The 17,322-nt window shown below is 58.3% G+C and carries 10 protein-coding genes and 4 tRNA genes; all 14 read left to right on the forward strand.

Annotated features, from left to right (window positions below; all coding sequences use genetic code 11):
• The first annotated feature begins 59 nt into the window (after positions 1 to 59).
• Positions 60 to 2,588 carry a M1 family aminopeptidase gene (locus FDY95_RS17135; protein ID WP_246074063.1) on the forward strand — a complete coding sequence of 843 codons (2,529 nt, stop codon included), beginning with the start codon at positions 60 to 62 and terminating at the stop codon, positions 2,586 to 2,588.
• Between the two features lie 179 nt (positions 2,589 to 2,767).
• Positions 2,768 to 2,850: transfer RNA gene (locus FDY95_RS17140), tRNA-Tyr, on the forward strand.
• Positions 2,851 to 2,881: 31 nt separating this feature from the next.
• A tRNA-Gly gene (locus tag FDY95_RS17145) sits at positions 2,882 to 2,954 on the forward strand.
• Positions 2,955 to 2,992: 38 nt separating this feature from the next.
• Positions 2,993 to 3,064 (forward strand) — tRNA-Thr (locus FDY95_RS17150).
• A gap of 163 nt (positions 3,065 to 3,227) precedes the next feature.
• Complete coding sequence (gene tuf / locus FDY95_RS17155) at positions 3,228 to 4,415, forward strand: elongation factor Tu (protein ID WP_138079707.1); 1,188 nt, start codon at positions 3,228 to 3,230, stop codon at positions 4,413 to 4,415.
• A gap of 373 nt (positions 4,416 to 4,788) precedes the next feature.
• Positions 4,789 to 4,859 (forward strand) — tRNA-Trp (locus tag FDY95_RS17160).
• Between the two features lie 70 nt (positions 4,860 to 4,929).
• A complete protein-coding gene (secE, locus tag FDY95_RS17165) occupies positions 4,930 to 5,124 on the forward strand; it encodes a preprotein translocase subunit SecE (RefSeq protein WP_111478181.1) in 195 nt (64 codons plus the stop codon).
• A gap of 30 nt (positions 5,125 to 5,154) precedes the next feature.
• Positions 5,155 to 5,715, forward strand: coding sequence for a transcription termination/antitermination protein NusG (gene nusG / locus FDY95_RS17170; RefSeq protein WP_138079710.1), 561 nt, complete (start codon positions 5,155 to 5,157; stop codon positions 5,713 to 5,715).
• A 110-nt stretch (positions 5,716 to 5,825) separates the two neighbouring features.
• Positions 5,826 to 6,269: a 50S ribosomal protein L11 gene (gene rplK, locus FDY95_RS17175; RefSeq protein WP_078013211.1), complete on the forward strand. Its 444-nt coding sequence runs from the start codon at positions 5,826 to 5,828 to the stop codon at positions 6,267 to 6,269.
• Between the two features lie 12 nt (positions 6,270 to 6,281).
• Entirely contained in the window at positions 6,282 to 6,980 is a 699-nt protein-coding gene (rplA, locus tag FDY95_RS17180; RefSeq protein ID WP_138079712.1) for a 50S ribosomal protein L1, read from the forward strand.
• Positions 6,981 to 6,995: 15 nt separating this feature from the next.
• The gene (gene rplJ, locus FDY95_RS17185) at positions 6,996 to 7,550 is read left to right on the forward strand and encodes a 50S ribosomal protein L10 (protein WP_138079714.1); all 555 of its coding nucleotides are present in this window, start codon (positions 6,996 to 6,998) and stop codon (positions 7,548 to 7,550) included.
• A gap of 60 nt (positions 7,551 to 7,610) precedes the next feature.
• The gene (gene rplL / locus FDY95_RS17190; RefSeq protein WP_138079716.1) at positions 7,611 to 7,991 is read left to right on the forward strand and encodes a 50S ribosomal protein L7/L12; all 381 of its coding nucleotides are present in this window, start codon (positions 7,611 to 7,613) and stop codon (positions 7,989 to 7,991) included.
• 347 nt (positions 7,992 to 8,338) lie between these two features.
• Entirely contained in the window at positions 8,339 to 12,223 is a 3,885-nt protein-coding gene (gene rpoB, locus FDY95_RS17195; RefSeq protein WP_246074064.1) for a DNA-directed RNA polymerase subunit beta, read from the forward strand.
• A 379-nt stretch (positions 12,224 to 12,602) separates the two neighbouring features.
• Positions 12,603 to 16,949: a DNA-directed RNA polymerase subunit beta' gene (gene rpoC / locus FDY95_RS17200; RefSeq protein WP_138079718.1), complete on the forward strand. Its 4,347-nt coding sequence runs from the start codon at positions 12,603 to 12,605 to the stop codon at positions 16,947 to 16,949.
• Positions 16,950 to 17,322: the final 373 nt, after the last annotated feature.

Raw genomic sequence — 17,322 nt, forward strand, 5'->3', positions numbered from 1 at the left:
TCCTCATGAAATATCCGGCACTCGGGGCTTTTACGCTGGCTATTGCATTGCCTTTTACCTTGCTGGGACAGCCTTCGAAGCCGGGTTCGGCCAAGAAGAACACCCCCCACAAGGCCGCGGCCACCGAGCCGACCGACAGCAGGCAGCCGGCTTCCCAGTCCATCATGATTGTGCCGAACTGGCTGCCGCCGGTCAATCCCGTTCAGCCCGCCGCCACCCTGCTGCACGACCTGGTCGATACCAAGCTCGACGTGCGCTTCGACTGGGCCAAGCAGTGGCTGCTGGGTACGGCCACCCTCACCGTGCGCCCGCATTTCTACCCGCAGACGCAGCTGGTGCTCGACGCCAAGGGCTTCGACGTGAAGAGCGTGAAGCTGGTGACGAGTGGCAAGGAAAAGACCCTGAACTACCAGTACGACAAGCGCCGCCTGGCTATTACGCTGGACCGGGCCTACGCCCGCACTGAACCGTACCAGGTCCGTATTCAGTACGTGGCCAAGCCCAATGAGCTGCCCGCCGGCGGCAGCGCGGCCATTCGGGCTTCCAAGGGCCTGTACTTCATCAACCCACTCGGCGCCGAGAAAAACAAGCCCCGCCAGCTGTGGACGCAGGGCGAGACGGAAGGCAGTTCCTGCTGGTTTCCGACCATCGACCGGCCCAACCAGCGCATGACGCAGGAAATCAGCCTGACGGTGGAGCAGCAGTTCAAGACCCTGTCCAACGGCTTGCTGATCGGCTCGAAGAAGAATAACGACGGCACCCGCACCGATACCTGGAAGCAGAGCCTCGCCCACGCGCCCTATCTGGCCATGATGGCCGTCGGCGACTTTGCCGTCGTCAACGACTCCTGGCACGGCAAGGCCGTCGACTACTACGTGGAGCCGCAGAACACCGCCGACGCCCGGCCGCTGTTCGGGCGTACCCCGCAGATGCTGGAATTCTTCAGCAAGAAGCTTGGCATGGAGTTTCCCTGGGAGAAATACAGCCAGGTCGTCGTGCGCGACTACATCTCGGGGGCCATGGAGAATACCTCGGCCACCGTACACGGCACCGAGATGACGCTGAAAACCCGCCGCCAGCTCCTCGACGGCAACAGCGACGACGTCATTGCCCACGAGCTGATTCACCAGTGGTTCGGCGACCTGGTCACGGCCGAATCCTGGAGCAACCTGCCGCTCAACGAGGCCTTCGCCAATTACGGCGAGTACCTCTGGAATGAATTCAAGTACGGCCGCGACGCCGCCGACCTCTGGAGCCAGAAGCAGGCCGCGCTGTATTTCGAGGAGGCCCAGAGCAAGCGTGAGCCGTTGGTGCGCTACCGCTACGCCGACAAGGAGGACATGTTCGACCGCCATTCTTACCAGAAAGGCGGGCAGGTGCTCCACATGCTGCGCAACTACGTCGGCGACGACGCCTTCTTCACGGCCCTCAACCGCTACCTGACCCAGCACAAGTTCTCGGCCGTGGAGCTGGCGGAGCTGCGCATGACCTTCGAGGAAGTCACCGGCGAAGACCTGAACTGGTTTTTCGACCAGTGGTTTCTGCAGCGCGGCCACCCCACGGTTGCCGTGGCGCATTCCTATGCCGATGGGAAAGTGACGCTGCGCGTGGTGCAGAAGCAGGATACCCTCTACCAGCCCATCTACCGCCTGCCCGTTACCGTTACCACCTGGGTCAACGACAAGCCCACCGACCACCGCATTGTCGTTACCAAAGCCAGCCAGACCTTCCAGCTGCCCGTTAGCCAGAAGCCCGGGCTAGTACAGTTCGACTCAGATAAGACCTTGCTGGCCGAGCTGACCGAGGAGAAAAGCCAGGACGAGCTGGTGTATCAGTTCTACCACGCCCGCAACCTGCTCTCGAAAACCCAGGCCATTGCCGAGTTGAAGCCCAAGCTGGCCGATCTGGGCGTGAGCAGCATGATGCGCAACGCTCTTAACGACCCGTTCTGGGGCGTGCGGGCCGCCGCCGCCGAAGGCCTGCGCCGCTACCGCGGCCCCGAAGGCGGTGCGGTGCGCAAAGACCTGGAGCGCGTAGCCACTACCGACAAGGACAGCCGCGTCCGCGCGACAACCCTAACCACCCTCGCCGCCTTCCAGAACGAGGACTTCGGCAAAGTATTCACCCAGGCGCTGAACGACAGCTCCTACTTAGTAATGGGCGCCGCCATTACGGCCCTGACCAAGGCGCCCACGGTGGCCGCGCAGTCGCGCATCGACGGCCTGCGCACCGAGAAGAACCCGCTCATCGTCGGGGCCCTCTCGACGTATTTTACCCTGAACGGCAGCATCGACCAGTACCAGTGGTATCTCGCCCAGCTCGACGACGCCGACGCCGCCACGCTCTACCAGCTGCTGCAGGATTTTGGTACCTACATGCTGCGCATTCCGGCCGTGGAACGCGACAAGGCCTTGAAGAAAATGGAGCAGATGGCCCGGACCAATCCGAACTACGAAGTGCGCCTCGGGGCCTACAAAGGGCTCAGCACGCTGTCTTCGAACATGCCGGCGCTGAAAACTACCCTGGCCGACATTCGCAGCAAGGAAAAAGATGAGCGCCTCATCGGTATCTATAACCTGCTGCAATAGCGCGGTTTAGGCCTTTTTCGAGGAAAACGACGAAAAAAAATAGTTCAGGTTTTTGCGCGGGTGCTTGACTTGCATCAGAAAGCCCCTAATTTTGCAATCCAATTCAGCGACCTAGCTACCACGGCGGGTTAATGAGGCGAACAAAATGAGTTTCGGCATCCGGCCGAAGTCCTGAAAACGGGGGGATTCCAGAGCGGCCAAATGGGACGGACTGTAAATCCGTTGTCTTACGACTTCGAAGGTTCGAATCCTTCTCCCCCCACTTCATTTCTTCTTGCTAATCAGCTCATCACGCGGGAGTAGCTCAGTTGGTAGAGCGGCAGCCTTCCAAGCTGCAGGTCGCGGGTTCGAACCTCGTCTCCCGCTCTTTTTCCGCTGACCGAGTCTGATAAAACAAGAAACAAGCCGTTGTAGCTCAGGGGTAGAGCACTTCCTTGGTAAGGAAGAGGTCCGGGGTTCAAATCCCCGCAACGGCTCAAGAGTGAACCTAACGGGGCAGCGCGCCTGCCGCCGTCTGGCCTGCAGCAAGCGACGTGCAGTTTTTTCCTAGGGAGAAGTCTGCGTATCGCTTTCTTGCAGTATACCCGCAGCGCGTAAGCACCCTCTTTTCCCTCAAAATTTCTTCCCAATCTCTTTACAATGGCTAAAGAAACTTTTGACCGGTCCAAGCCGCACGTAAACATCGGCACGATCGGTCACGTGGACCACGGCAAAACGACTCTGACCGCCGCCATCACCACGGTGCTGGCTAACAAAGGTCTGGCCGCTAAGCGTGACTTCTCCTCGATCGACAACGCTCCGGAGGAAAAAGAGCGCGGTATCACCATCAACACCGCTCACGTCGAGTACTCCACCGCCAACCGTCACTATGCTCACGTTGACTGCCCGGGTCACGCTGACTACGTGAAGAACATGGTAACCGGTGCTGCTCAGATGGACGGCGCTATCCTCGTGGTAGCTGCTACCGACGGCCCGATGCCCCAGACCCGTGAGCACATCCTGCTGGCTCGCCAGGTAGGTGTACCGCAGCTGGTGGTGTTCATGAACAAAGTCGACATGGTCGACGACCCCGAGCTGCTCGAACTCGTTGAGATGGAAATCCGCGAGCTGCTGTCGTTCTACGACTTCGACGGTGACAACATCCCGGTTATCCAAGGTTCGGCCCTCGGCGGTCTGAACGGTGATGCCAAGTGGGTTGGTACCATCGAGGCTCTGATGGATGCTGTTGACTCCTTCATTCCGATTCCTCCCCGTCTGACGGACCAGCCGTTCCTGATGCCGGTAGAAGACGTCTTCTCGATTACCGGCCGTGGCACCGTAGCTACCGGTCGTATCGAGCGCGGCGTAATCAACTCGGGTGAGCCGGTTGAAATCCTCGGTATGGGTGCTGAAAACCTCAAGTCGACCGTAACGGGCGTTGAGATGTTCCGCAAGATCCTGGACCGTGGCGAAGCTGGTGACAACGTAGGTCTGCTACTCCGCGGTATTGAAAAAGAGGCCATCCGTCGCGGTATGGTTATCTGCAAACCCGGCTCGGTAACCCCCCACAAAAAGTTCAAGGCTGAAGTTTACGTTCTGTCGAAGGAAGAAGGTGGCCGTCACACGCCGTTCTTCAACAACTACCGTCCGCAGTTCTACTTCCGCACCACCGACGTAACCGGTATCATCACGCTGGCTGAAGGCGTAGAAATGGTAATGCCCGGCGACAACGTGACCATCAACGTTGAGCTGATCAACGCTGTGGCCATGGAGAAAGGTCTGCGCTTCGCTATCCGCGAAGGTGGCCGCACGGTAGGTGCCGGTCAGGTAACCGAAATCCTCGACTAATTACGACCTCTGGTCTTATTAGACACACGGCCTCTACTGGGAAACCGGTAGAGGCCGTAGTGTTTTTAAGCTATTGGAATAAGCTTATAAGCCCCAATTTACCGGTTATCGACTTCGGTTTCTAATAAGGGCACTGGTTGGCCAGAATAGGGTTAAATCAGGCTCACGATGCTATTTGCAGTTGTCGGCGTATATGATGCCTGAGCGCCGCATTGGTCTTAAAGTGCAGAAGGACGACAACCCTATTTACTGTAATTAGCGGACCGTCAAGAGCATCCGATAACGTTTTTTTTACGCTTGAATTTGTTTTATCCATAACCTTCGGTACATTTGCACTCCGAATTGAAGCATAGCTGCCTCAATAAGCGCTTACACGGGCGTAGTTCAAGGGTAGAATAGAGGTCTCCAAAACCTTTGATGGGAGTTCGAATCTCTCCGCCCGTGCAGATTAAACCTAAAGACGGCCGCTGCTGAAGCGGCCGCTTTTGCCTTACCGCCAACCGGTCCTTCAATCATGGATAAGCTGTCGAAATACTTCCGCGATACCGTCGAAGAGATGCGCTACAAGGTGACTTGGCCATCGTTCGAGGAATTGCAGAAGAGCGCCGGTCTGGTGCTCATCGGTTCGCTGGTGTTTGCCATCGTGGTGGGCCTGATGGACGTGACCTTTGAGTCGCTGCTGAAGGCGTTCTACAACTCGTTCCGCTAACCTTCACCTATAACCTAACTACGCAGGACAATGGGAGAATTGAAGTGGTACGTGGTACGCTCGGTAAGCGGCCAGGAGAAGAAAGCCAAGCAATACCTCGAAACGGAGATTCACCGTCACGGGCTCGACGAGCTGGTACCGCAGGTGCTGATTCCGGCCGAGAAAGTGTACGAGATGCGCAACGGCAAGAAGCGGGTGCGCGAGCGTAGCTTCTTCCCCGGTTACATCCTCATCCACGCCGATTTGACGCACGGGGAGGTGGACCACATCATCACCACCACGCCGGGCGTGCTGGGCTTTCTGAGCGACAAGGAAAACAAGACGGCTAATGCCAAGCCCATTCCGCTCCGCATGAGCGAAGTGAACCGCATCCTCGGTATCGTGGATGAGACGGAAGAGCAGCCGGCAGCGCTGGAAGTGCCTTTCGTGGTTGGCGAGCTGGTGAAGATTATCGACGGCGGCTTCGCGGGTATGTCGGGTACGGTATCCGAGGTATTCGAGGAGCGCAAGAAGCTGAACGTAATCGTGAAGATTTTTGGCCGTAGCACTCCGATGGAGTTAAGCTACACCCAGGTCGAGAAAGAAGTCTAGAACTGTTACAGTTGGGCTATCGGTCGTCCGCTCCGGACTGGTAGCCGCTTCCATAGGAGCATTTTTCACAACGGCGGTGGGAGCCACCCACAGTCGAAGTAATCAACCAAATGGCCAAGGAAATCAGAGGTTACCTGAAGCTTCAGGTAAAGGGAGGCGCGGCTAACCCAGCTCCGCCGATTGGACCTGCGCTTGGTTCGAAAGGCTTGAACATCATGGAGTTCTGCAAGCAGTTCAATGCTCGCACCCAGGATAAAGCCGGCCAAGTGTTACCTGTTCTCATCACCATGTACACTGACAAGTCGTTTGACTTTGTCATTAAGACGCCGCCTGCGCCGATCCTGCTCATGGAAGCAGCGAAGATTCAGAGCGGGTCGAAAGAGCCGAACCGGAACAAGGTTGGCTCGGTGACCTGGGACCAAGTCCGCCAAATTGCCGAAACGAAGATGCCCGACCTGAACGCGTTCAAGATCGAGTCGGCCATGAAACTCGTTGCCGGTACCGCTCGCAGCATGGGCCTCACCATTACGGGCGAAAGCCCCCTCACCAAGTAATCGGCTAAGACCATGGCTAAAGTGAGCAAAAAGCGCAAGGAAGCCCTTGCCAAATTCGATCTGACGGAAGTACGGTCGCTGCAGGACGCCGCCAAAGTGGTAAAGGAAATCACCTTCACCAAGTTTGACGCTTCGGTAGACATCGACGTACGCCTGGGCGTTGACCCGCGCAAAGCGGACCAGATGGTTCGCGGCGTGGCCACGCTGCCCCACGGCACAGGTAAAACCGTACGGGTGCTGGCGCTGGTGACCCCGGACAAAGAAGCTGAAGCTACGGCAGCTGGTGCTGATTTCGTGGGTCTGGACGACTACATCTCGAAAATCGAGAAGGGTTGGACCGACGTGGACGTTATCATCACGATGCCGGCCGTAATGGCGAAAGTGGGCCGTCTGGGCCGGGTACTGGGTCCGCGTGGCCTGATGCCGAACCCGAAGTCGGGCACCGTAACCACGGACGTGGCCAAGGCTGTGCAGGAAGTGAAGGCTGGTAAAATCGACTTCAAAGTTGACAAGACCGGCATCATTCACACCTCGGTTGGCAAAGTGTCGTTCGACGAGCAGAAGCTGGCCGAAAACGCACTGGAGCTTATCCAGACCCTGCAGCGTCTGAAGCCTTCGTCGGCTAAGGGTACGTACATCAAGAGCATCACGCTCTCGAGCACGATGAGCCCCGGCGTGCCGGTTGACACGGCTGCCAATTCCGCCAAGTAATTATCACGCCTGATCATGACGAAGGAAGAAAAATACGCCCTCGTAGATGAGCTGGCCGGTAAATTCGGCGAGTACAGCTTCTTCTACATCACGGATGCCTCGGGCATGTCCGTGGCGAAGATCAACGAATTCCGTCGCCTGTGCTACAACCGCGGGATGGAATACAAGGTCTACAAAAACACGCTGATCCGTAAGGCTCTTGACCGTCTGGAGGGTGATACCTCAGCGATGGACGAGGCGCTGAAAGGCCAGTCGGGCATCCTGTTCTCGCAGGAATCCGGTTCGGCTCCGGCGAAGCTGCTGAAAGACTTCTACAAGTCGCAGAACTACGGCCGCGGCGTTGAGCCCAAGCCGGTGTTCAAAGGTGCTTACCTGGACAGCGACGTGTACGTTGGTACCAACCAGCTCGACACGCTCAGCACCATCAAAGGCAAGCAGGAACTCATCGGTGACATCATCGGTCTGCTCCAGTCGCCCGCCAAAAACGTTATCAGCGCTCTGTCGAGCGGTGGCAACAAGCTGGCCGGCATCCTCAAAACCCTTTCGGAAAAAGAAGAGGCCGCAGGCTAACCGCTGCTCTCTTTCTCTCTCAATTCATCGTTTTCAACAACACCCCAAATTTTTTGCAAAATGGCAGATCTGAAAGCATTTGCAGAGCAGCTCGTTAGCCTGACCGTTAAAGAAGTTAACGAACTGGCTGGTATCCTGAAGGACGAGTACGGCATCGAGCCGGCTGCTGCTGCTCCGGTAATGATGGCCGGTGGTGGCGCTGGCGCTGCTGCTGACGCTCCCGAAGAGAAAACCTCGTTCGACGTCATCCTGAAAGCCGCTGGTGCTCAGAAACTGGCTGTCGTGAAGCTGGTGAAAGACCTGACGGGCCTGGGCCTGAAAGAAGCCAAAGAACTGGTTGACGGCGCTCCGAAGCCCCTGAAAGAAGGTGTGACCAAGGACGAGGCTGAAGGCCTGAAGAAGCAGCTGGAAGAAGCTGGTGCTGAAGTAGAGGTTAAGTAATTACCTCTCTCCACTACCTGCTTTAACCGGACTGATCAAACCTTAAACAGAAACGGTCGATTCCATTTGCCGCACCTGTTTTTCCAGTCCGACAAAGCATGGATTAGACCTGGCAACTAAGTCAGGTCTTTTCCTGTTTGTAGCCTGCAAACTTTGCTAAAAGCTGTTTCTGCGCTCTGGGAGCGTTTTTACGGCGAATCAGTAGCGCGACCCTACCACGTCTCACTAGCACCGAAGAACGTTTTTGTAGCCCCCGGGGTTATTCTTCGATGCGTGAGTGGTTGGCTCGCGCTACTGGCATGGTTTGAAGATTCCATCCTCCCAGTGTCATTTTAATTCTTAACACATTGGCTACACCCAAAGCAAAGGCTACGGCCCTGGAGCGGATCAATTTCGCCAAGATTAAGAAGGTAATCGAATACCCGGACTTCCTGGACGTGCAGCTGCAGTCGTTCCGGGACTTCTTCCAGTTGGAGACGGCGGCCGAAAACCGCTCGAATGAGGGCCTGTTCAAGGTGTTTGCCGAGAACTTCCCCATCTCCGACTCGCGTGAGAACTTCGTCCTGGAGTTTATCGACTACCACGTTGATCCGCCGAAGTACTCCGTGGACGAGTGCATCGACCGCGGCCTGACGTACTCGGTTCCGCTGAAAGCCAAACTGCGCCTGCTCTGCAACGACGAGGACAACGAGGACTTCGAAACCATCGAGCAGGAGGTGTTCCTCGGGAACATCCCGTACATGACGGAGAAGGGCTCGTTCGTCATCAACGGCGCCGAGCGCGTTATCGTGTCGCAGCTGCACCGCTCGCCGGGCGTGTTCTTTGCCCAGAGCAAGCACACCAACGGCACGAAGCTGTACTCGGCCCGGATCATCCCGTTCAAAGGCTCGTGGATTGAATTCGCCACGGACGTGAACAACGTGATGTACGCGTACATCGACCGGAAGAAGAAATTCCCGGTGACGACGCTGCTGCGCGCAATCGGCTACGGCACCGATAAGGACATCCTGGACCTGTTTGGGCTGTCGGAAGAGGTGAAAGCCGACAAGAAAACCCTCAAGAAAGTAGTCGGCCGCAAGCTGGCCGCCCGGGTGCTGCGCACCTGGACGGAAGACTTCGTGGACGAAGACACCGGCGAGGTAGTGTCCATCGACCGCAACGAGGTGCTCCTGGAGCGCGACTCGACGGTGGAGGACCTGGATATTGACACCATCGTGGATTCGGGCGTGAAGTCCATCATCCTGCACCGCGAGAATGTCAACATCGCCGACTTCGCCATCATCTACAACACCCTCCAGAAGGACAACTCCAACTCGGAGAAGGAAGCTGTAGAGCAGATTTACCGCCAGCTCCGGAATACGGAAGCGCCGGACGAAGAAACCGCCCGTGACATTATCCAGAAGCTGTTCTTCTCGGATAAGCGTTACGACCTCGGCGACGTAGGCCGCTACCGCATCAACAAGAAGCTGGGCATCGACACGGGTTGGGACGCCCGCGTACTCACGAACGAGGACATTGTGCTCATCGTGAAGTACCTGATCGGCCTGATCAACTCGAAGGCCATCGTCGACGACATCGACCACTTGTCGAACCGTCGCGTGCGTACCGTAGGGGAGCAGCTGTACGCCCAGTTCGGCGTCGGCCTGGCCCGCATGGCCCGCACGATCAAGGAGCGCATGAACGTGCGCGACAACGAGGACTTCAAGCCCGTTGACCTGATCAACGCCCGGACGCTCTCGTCGGTTATCAACTCGTTCTTCGGCACGAACCAGTTGTCGCAGTTCATGGACCAGACCAACCCGCTGGCCGAGGTGACGCACAAGCGTCGCGTATCGGCACTCGGGCCGGGCGGTCTGTCGCGCGAGCGGGCTGGTTTCGAAGTACGTGACGTGCACTACACGCACTACGGCCGCCTCTGCACCATCGAAACGCCGGAAGGCCCGAACATCGGGCTGATTTCGTCGCTGTGCGTGCACGCCCGCGTTAACTCGATGGGCTTCATCGAAACGCCCTACCGCACGGTAGAAGGCGGCAAGGTGGACACCACCGACAACGTGAAGTACCTGACGGCCGAAGAGGAAGACACCCACCACATCGCGCAGGCCAACGCCCGCATCGATGACAAAGGCAACTTCATCAACGAACTCGTGAAGGGTCGTTTTGAAGGTGACTTCCCGGTGGTTGGCCCTTCGGAGTACAGCTACATGGACGTGGCCCCGAACCAGATTGTATCGGTGGCTGCTTCGATGATTCCGTTCCTGGAGCACGACGACGCCAACCGTGCGCTGATGGGCTCGAACATGCAGCGCCAGGCAGTGCCGCTGCTCAAGCCCCAGGCGCCCATCGTGGGCACCGGCCTCGAAGGCCGCGTGGCCATCGACTCGCGCGCCCTGGTGGTGGCCGAGGGCGACGGGGTCATTGACTACGTGGATGCCAACAAGATTATCGTTCGTTACGACCTCACCGCCGAAGACATCCTCGTGAGCTTCGACGCCGAGCGCGTGACCTACGAGCTGATCAAGTTCCGCCGTACCAACCAGGATACCTGCCTCAACCTGACTCCGATTGTGAAGAAGGGCGAGCGGGTATTGAAAGGTCAGCCGCTGTGCGAGGGCTACGCTACCGAAGCCGGTGAGCTGGCTCTGGGCCGCAACATGCAGGTGGCGTTCATGCCGTGGCAGGGCTACAACTTCGAGGACGCCATCGTCATTTCGGAGAAGGTAGTCCGCGACGACATCTTCACCTCGATTCACATCGAAGAGTTTGAGCTGGAAGTACGCGAGACCAAGCGCGGCGAAGAAGAGCTGACCTCGGAAATTCCGAACGTGAGCGAAGAAGCCGTCCGCAACCTCGACGAAAACGGTATCATCCGCATCGGTGCTGAGGTACGCGAAGGCGACATTCTGATCGGTAAAATCACGCCGAAGGGCGAGACGGACCCGACCCCGGAAGAGAAGCTGCTGCGCGCCATCTTCGGCGACAAGGCCGGCGACGTGAAGGATGCCTCCCTCAAGGCGCCGCCCTCCCTGCAGGGTGTCGTCATCGAGACGAAGCTGTTCTCGCGCCCCAAGAAGGACAAAAACCTGCGGGCCAAGTCCAAGCGCGAAGTGGAAGAGCTCAAGGACCGTTACGCCGCCGAGCTGCGCGGGGTGAAGTCCGTGATGGTCGACAAGCTGGTGCAGCTGCTGGAGGGCAAAACCTCGCAAGGCATCAAGCACAAGTTTGGCGACGAGCTGTTGACCAAAGGGGCCAAATTCGGCAAGAAGAACATCACCGATGCCCTCTTCCCCGAGAAGAACCCCTATAAGGACGAGAGCAACTACGCCGTGCCGGAAGAGGTGAACCTGTTCAAGGACCTCATCCTGGAGAACTGGACCGCCGACGAGAAGGTCAACGGGATGGTGGCGGAGCTGGTGAAGAACTACACCAAGCGCCGCAACATCGTAACGGCCCGCTTCAAGCGCGACCGGTTCACGCTGGAAGTAGGCGACGAACTCCCGGCTGGTATCGTGCAGCTGGCTAAAGTGTACATCGCCAAGAAGCGCAAGCTGAAGGTGGGTGACAAGATGGCCGGCCGTCACGGTAACAAAGGGGTGGTGGCCCGCATCGTGCGCGATGAGGACATGCCCTTCCTGCCCGACGGCACCCCGATGGACATCGTGCTCAACCCGCTGGGGGTACCGAGCCGCATGAACATCGGTCAGATCTACGAAACGGTACTGGGCTGGGCCGGCCTCAAGCTGGGCCGCAAGTACTCGACCCCCATCTTCGACGGTGGTACCGAAGAAGAGGTGGCCAAGGAGCTGACCGAAGCCGGCCTGCCGGATTGGGGCCGCGCGTACCTGCACGATGGTCTGTCGGGTGACCGGTTCGACCAGCCCGTGACGGTAGGTGTGATTTACATGCTGAAGCTGGGTCACCTTGTCGACGACAAGATGCACGCCCGTTCGATCGGGCCGTACTCGCTCATCACGCAGCAGCCGCTGGGTGGTAAGGCGCAGTTCGGTGGTCAGCGTTTCGGCGAGATGGAAGTGTGGGCGCTGGAGGCCTTTGGCGCGTCGAACATCCTGCAGGAAATCCTGACGGTGAAATCGGACGACGTGATTGGCCGGGCCAAAGCCTACGAAGCCATCGTGAAGGGCGACGTGCTGCCCAAGCCGAATATCCCGGAGTCGTTCAACGTACTCATTCACGAGCTGCGTGGTCTGGCCCTGGAAATCACGCTGGACTAGTTAAAAGCTGCTAACAGAATGGTTGTCGGTGCCTCGGTGCCGGCAACCATTTTGCGCATCCTGCCCTAGGCTGACTCGTCGGCAAGCAGGGGAGGAGCTTGGCAAACCAGACAGATAGTACGAGCGGCTTTGCGACATGCTTTTTGGCCGTTGTTCCGAGATAAGGTCAGGACAACACTACAAGGCCCGGAAGTCATCAATGAGCTGGTCGATTGGAGCCGACGAGGCTTCGCCCAGACCCGATAAAACCTACTGCGCGGCGTACCTATCCGACCCGCAGAGCACTTTTACCGAAGTCGAGCTGTTCTGAGTGTTTGGGCACTGCCCGAAGAAACCGAACGGTGAAATAGCAACAAGCTAAAGCTTAAACACAAGCAACATGGCGTTTGCAAAAACGAAAAAGCTGGTTCAAGACTTCTCGAAAGTCACCATCTCGCTCGCCTCTCCGGAAGCCATTCTGGAGCGCTCGAACGGGGAAGTGGTGAAGCCCGAGACGATCAACTACCGCACGTACAAGCCCGAAATGGGCGGCCTGTTCTGCGAGCGGATCTTCGGACCGGTAAAAGACTGGGAGTGCCACTGCGGCAAATACAAGCGTATTCGCTACAAGGGCATCATCTGCGACCGGTGCGGCGTGGAGGTGACTGAGAAGAAAGTGCGCCGCGAGCGGATGGGCCACATCGAACTGGTGGTCCCCGTCGCGCACATCTGGTACTTCAAGTCGCTGCCCAACAAGATTGGTTACCTGCTGGGCCTGCCCACCAAGAAGCTCGACCAGATCATCTACTACGAGCGTTACGTGGTAGTGCAGCCGGGCTTGCTGGAGGCCGACGGCGTGCAGCAGCTCGACTTCCTGACGGAAGACGAATACCTGGACATCATCGACAAGCTTCCCCGCGAGAACCAGATGCTGCCCAACGAGGACCCGCAGAAGTTCATCGCCAAGATGGGTGCCGAAGCGCTGTACATGCTGCTGGAGCGCCTGAACCTGGACGAGCTGAGCTACTCCCTGCGTGACTCCGCCGCCCACGAAACTTCGCAGCAGCGTAAGGCGGAAGCCTTGAAGCGTCTGCGCGTGGTGGAAGCTTTCCGTGAAGCCAACGGCCGCATCGAGAACCGCCCCGAGTGGATGGTGATTCGCATGGTGCCGGTGATTCCGCCGGAGCTGCGCCCCCTCGTGCCCCTGGACGGTGGCCGTTTCGCTACCTCCGACCTGAACGACCTGTACCGTCGCGTTATCATCCGCAACAACCGCCTCAAGCGCCTGATCGAAATCAAGGCGCCGGAGGTGATTCTGCGCAACGAGAAGCGCATGCTGCAGGAAGCCGTCGACTCCTTATTCGACAACTCGCGCAAGGTGAATGCCGTGCGCGCCGAAGGCAACCGCGCCCTGAAGTCGCTGTCCGACATGCTGAAAGGCAAGCAGGGCCGCTTCCGTCAGAACCTGCTCGGTAAGCGCGTCGACTACTCGGGCCGTTCGGTTATCGTGGTAGGCCCCGAGCTGAAGCTGCACGAGTGCGGCCTGCCCAAGAACATGGCGGCCGAGCTGTTCAAGCCGTTCATCATCCGCAAGCTCATCGAGCGCGGCATCGTGAAGACGGTGAAGTCGGCCAAGAAAATCGTGGACCGCAAGGACGCTGTGGTGTGGGACATCCTGGAGAACGTGCTGAAAGGCCACCCGGTGCTCCTGAACCGCGCTCCTACGCTGCACCGCTTGGGTATCCAGGCGTTCCAGCCGCGTCTCATCGAGGGCAAGGCCATCCAGCTGCACCCGCTGGTGTGTACCGCCTTCAACGCTGACTTTGACGGTGACCAGATGGCTGTGCACGTGCCCCTCGGGCCGGCCGCCGTGCTGGAAGCCTCGATGCTCATGCTGGCCTCGCACAACATCCTGAACCCGGCCAACGGCGCTCCGATTGCGGTACCGTCGCAGGACATGGTTCTGGGCTTGTACTACGTGACCAAAGGCAAGCGCACCACCGAAGAGGAAGTAGTGCAGGGCGAAGGCCGTGCGTTCTACTCCGCGGAGGAAGTCGTTATTGCCATCAACGAAGGTCAGCTTTCGAAGCACGCCTACATCAAGGTGCGCACGAAAATCCGCGACGAGGAAGACAACCTGGTAACGAAGGTGATTGAGACCGTGGCTGGCCGCGTGCTCTTCAACCTGCACGTGCCGGAGGAAGTCGGCTTCGTGGACGAGCTGCTGACCAAGAAGAAGCTGCAGCAGATCATCTCGCTGGTGTTCAAGCGCACGGGCATGGCCCGCACGGCGCAGTTCCTCGACGACATCAAGACGCTGGGCTTCCAGTCGGCTTACAAAGGTGGTCTGTCGATGGGTCTGGGCGACATCAACATCCCGAAAGAGAAGGATGAGCTGATTCTGCAGGCGCAAAACGACGTGAAGGCGGTAACCCAGAACTACCAGATGGGTCTGATTACCGACAACGAGCGTTACAACCAGGTTATCGACATCTGGACGCGCATCAACAACCAGATTACCGAGACGCTCATGTCGCGTTTGGAGAAGGAGAAGCAAGGCTTCAACTCCATCTACATGATGATGCACTCCGGTGCCCGTGGTTCGCGCGAGCAGATTCGTCAGCTCGGCGGTATGCGTGGTCTGATGGCCAAGCCGCAGAAGTCGCTGCAGGGTTCGGTGGGCGAAATCATCGAAAACCCGATCCTGTCCAACTTCAAAGAAGGCCTGGACGTAATCGAGTACTTCATTTCGACCCACGGTGCCCGTAAGGGTCTGGCCGACACCGCACTGAAAACGGCTGACGCCGGCTACCTGACCCGCCGTCTGGTGGACGTGTCGCAGGACGTCATCGTGAACGATGTGGACTGCGGTACCCTCCGCGGCATCGAGACCTTCGCCCTGAAGGACAACGAGGACATCGTGGAGCCGCTGGCCGAGCGTATCCTGGGCCGCGTAGCCGTGCACGACATCGTGGACCCGCTGACGGACGAGGTAATCCTGCCGGCTGGCGAGGAAATCACCGAGGAAATCACGCGTCGCATCGACCAGACCAGCATCGAATCGGTGGAAATCCGCTCGGTACTGACCTGCGAAGCCAAGCGTGGTATCTGCGGCAAGTGCTACGGCCGTAACCTCTCGTCGGGCCGCATGGTCCAGAAAGGTGAAGCCGTCGGTGTAATTGCTGCCCAGTCCATCGGTGAGCCGGGCACCCAGCTCACGCTGCGTACCTTCCACGTAGGTGGTACGGCCTCGAACATTGCCGTGGAAGCCAACATCCGCGCCAAGTTCGCCGGCGTTATCGAGTTTGAAGACGTGCGCACCGTGGATTCGGTGAATGCCGAAGGCGAACCGGTGAAAGTGGTGATGGGCCGCTCGGGCGAAGTACGTATCGTGGAGAAAGGCACCGGCAAGGTGTACATCTCGAACCACGTACCGTACGGCTCGTTCCTGCTCGTCGACGAAGGTCAGGAGGTCGAGAAGGGCCAGGAGCTCAACAACTGGGACCCCTACAACGCCGTTATTCTGGCCGAATTCGATGGTACCATCGTCTACGAGGGTATCAAAGAGGGCATCACCTACCGCGAGGAGTCGGACGAACAGACCGGCTACCGCGAGAAAGTGGTTATCGAATCGAAGGACAAAACCATGGCTCCGGCTATTATGGTGAAGGCCGGACGTTCGGGCGGCGACGAAAACCAGAAGGCGTACAACATCCCCGTAGGCTCGCACATCAACGTGGAGAACGGCGAGAAAATCAAGGCTGGTCACATCCTGGCTAAGATTCCGCGCGCCGTGGGCAAAACCCGTGACATTACGGGTGGTCTGCCCCGCGTAACCGAGCTGTTCGAAGCCCGCAATCCGTCGAACCCGGCAGTGGTGTCGGAAATCGACGGCGTGGTAACCTACGGGACGGTGAAGCGTGGTAACCGTGAAATCTTCGTGGAGTCGAAAGACGGCGTGAAGAAGAAATATATGGTGCCGCTGTCCAAGCACATTCTGGTGCAGGACAACGACTTCATCCGCGCCGGTTCGCCGCTGTCGGATGGCGCCATCACGCCGAACGACATCCTGAGCATTCAGGGCCCTGGTGCCGTGCAGGAGTACCTCGTGAACGAGATTCAGGAAGTATACCGCTTGCAGGGTGTGAAAATCAACGATAAGCACATCGAGGTGGTCGTCCGCCAGATGATGCAGAAGGTGATTATCATGGACCCGGGCGACACCTCGTTCCTGGAGCACCAGTCGGTCGACAAGGTGACGTTCATGGAAGAAAACGACTCCATCATCGACATGAAAGTCGTGACGGAGGAAGGTGATTCTTCCATCCTGAAGCGTGGTCAGATCGTGACGGCCCGCAAGCTGCGCGACGAGAATTCCTCGTTGCGCCGCCGCGACCTGAAACTGGTGGAAGTGCGCGACGCTTCGCCGGCCGTTTCGCGTCCGACGCTGCAGGGCATCACGCAAGCCTCGCTGGGCACGCAGTCGTTCATCTCGGCCGCTTCGTTCCAGGAGACGACCAAGGTGCTGTCGGAAGCTGCCATCCGTGGCAAAGCCGACGAACTGCTGGGCCTGAAGGAAAACGTTATCGTGGGTCACCTCATTCCGGCCGGTACCGGTCTGCGCGAATACACGCGCATTCAGGTCGGCTCGACGGAGGACCCGGAACCGGCTCCTGCCGCTCCGGCCGCCACGGAAACGCGCCCCGCCCGCGCCAGCCGCAGCAAGCGCGAAGTATCGGCCGATTAACGTTGGCTGATTGAACAGGGAAGCCCGCCGGAAGCAATTCCGGCGGGCTTTTCTTTTATGTATGTTTGACTAATGCTTGTTAAACTCATAATGAGCGACGGAACTCTATTTCTACTATTGGATGGTGGGCGACTCCCTAATTGGATTGCCGGCTTGGCGATGATGGCGTTTTGGGCTCCGCAACTATTATGGGCCGGCTTGATGCTGTGGGCATTGCAAAAAGGCCTAAAGAATACGGCAGAGTCGATAATGCCGGTGGTTTGGCCTTATCTCGGAGTTGGGCTGGTCCCGCTAGTAGCCATGAGCATCGGCGGAGTGAGCAGGGAGGCATTCGCGCTACCGACTTTGGGGCCTACTTGGTTAGGGCTATTGG

This window comes from Hymenobacter jeollabukensis, assembly GCF_005771675.1.
GTDB classification, from domain to species: Bacteria; Bacteroidota; Bacteroidia; order Cytophagales; family Hymenobacteraceae; genus Solirubrum; species Solirubrum jeollabukense.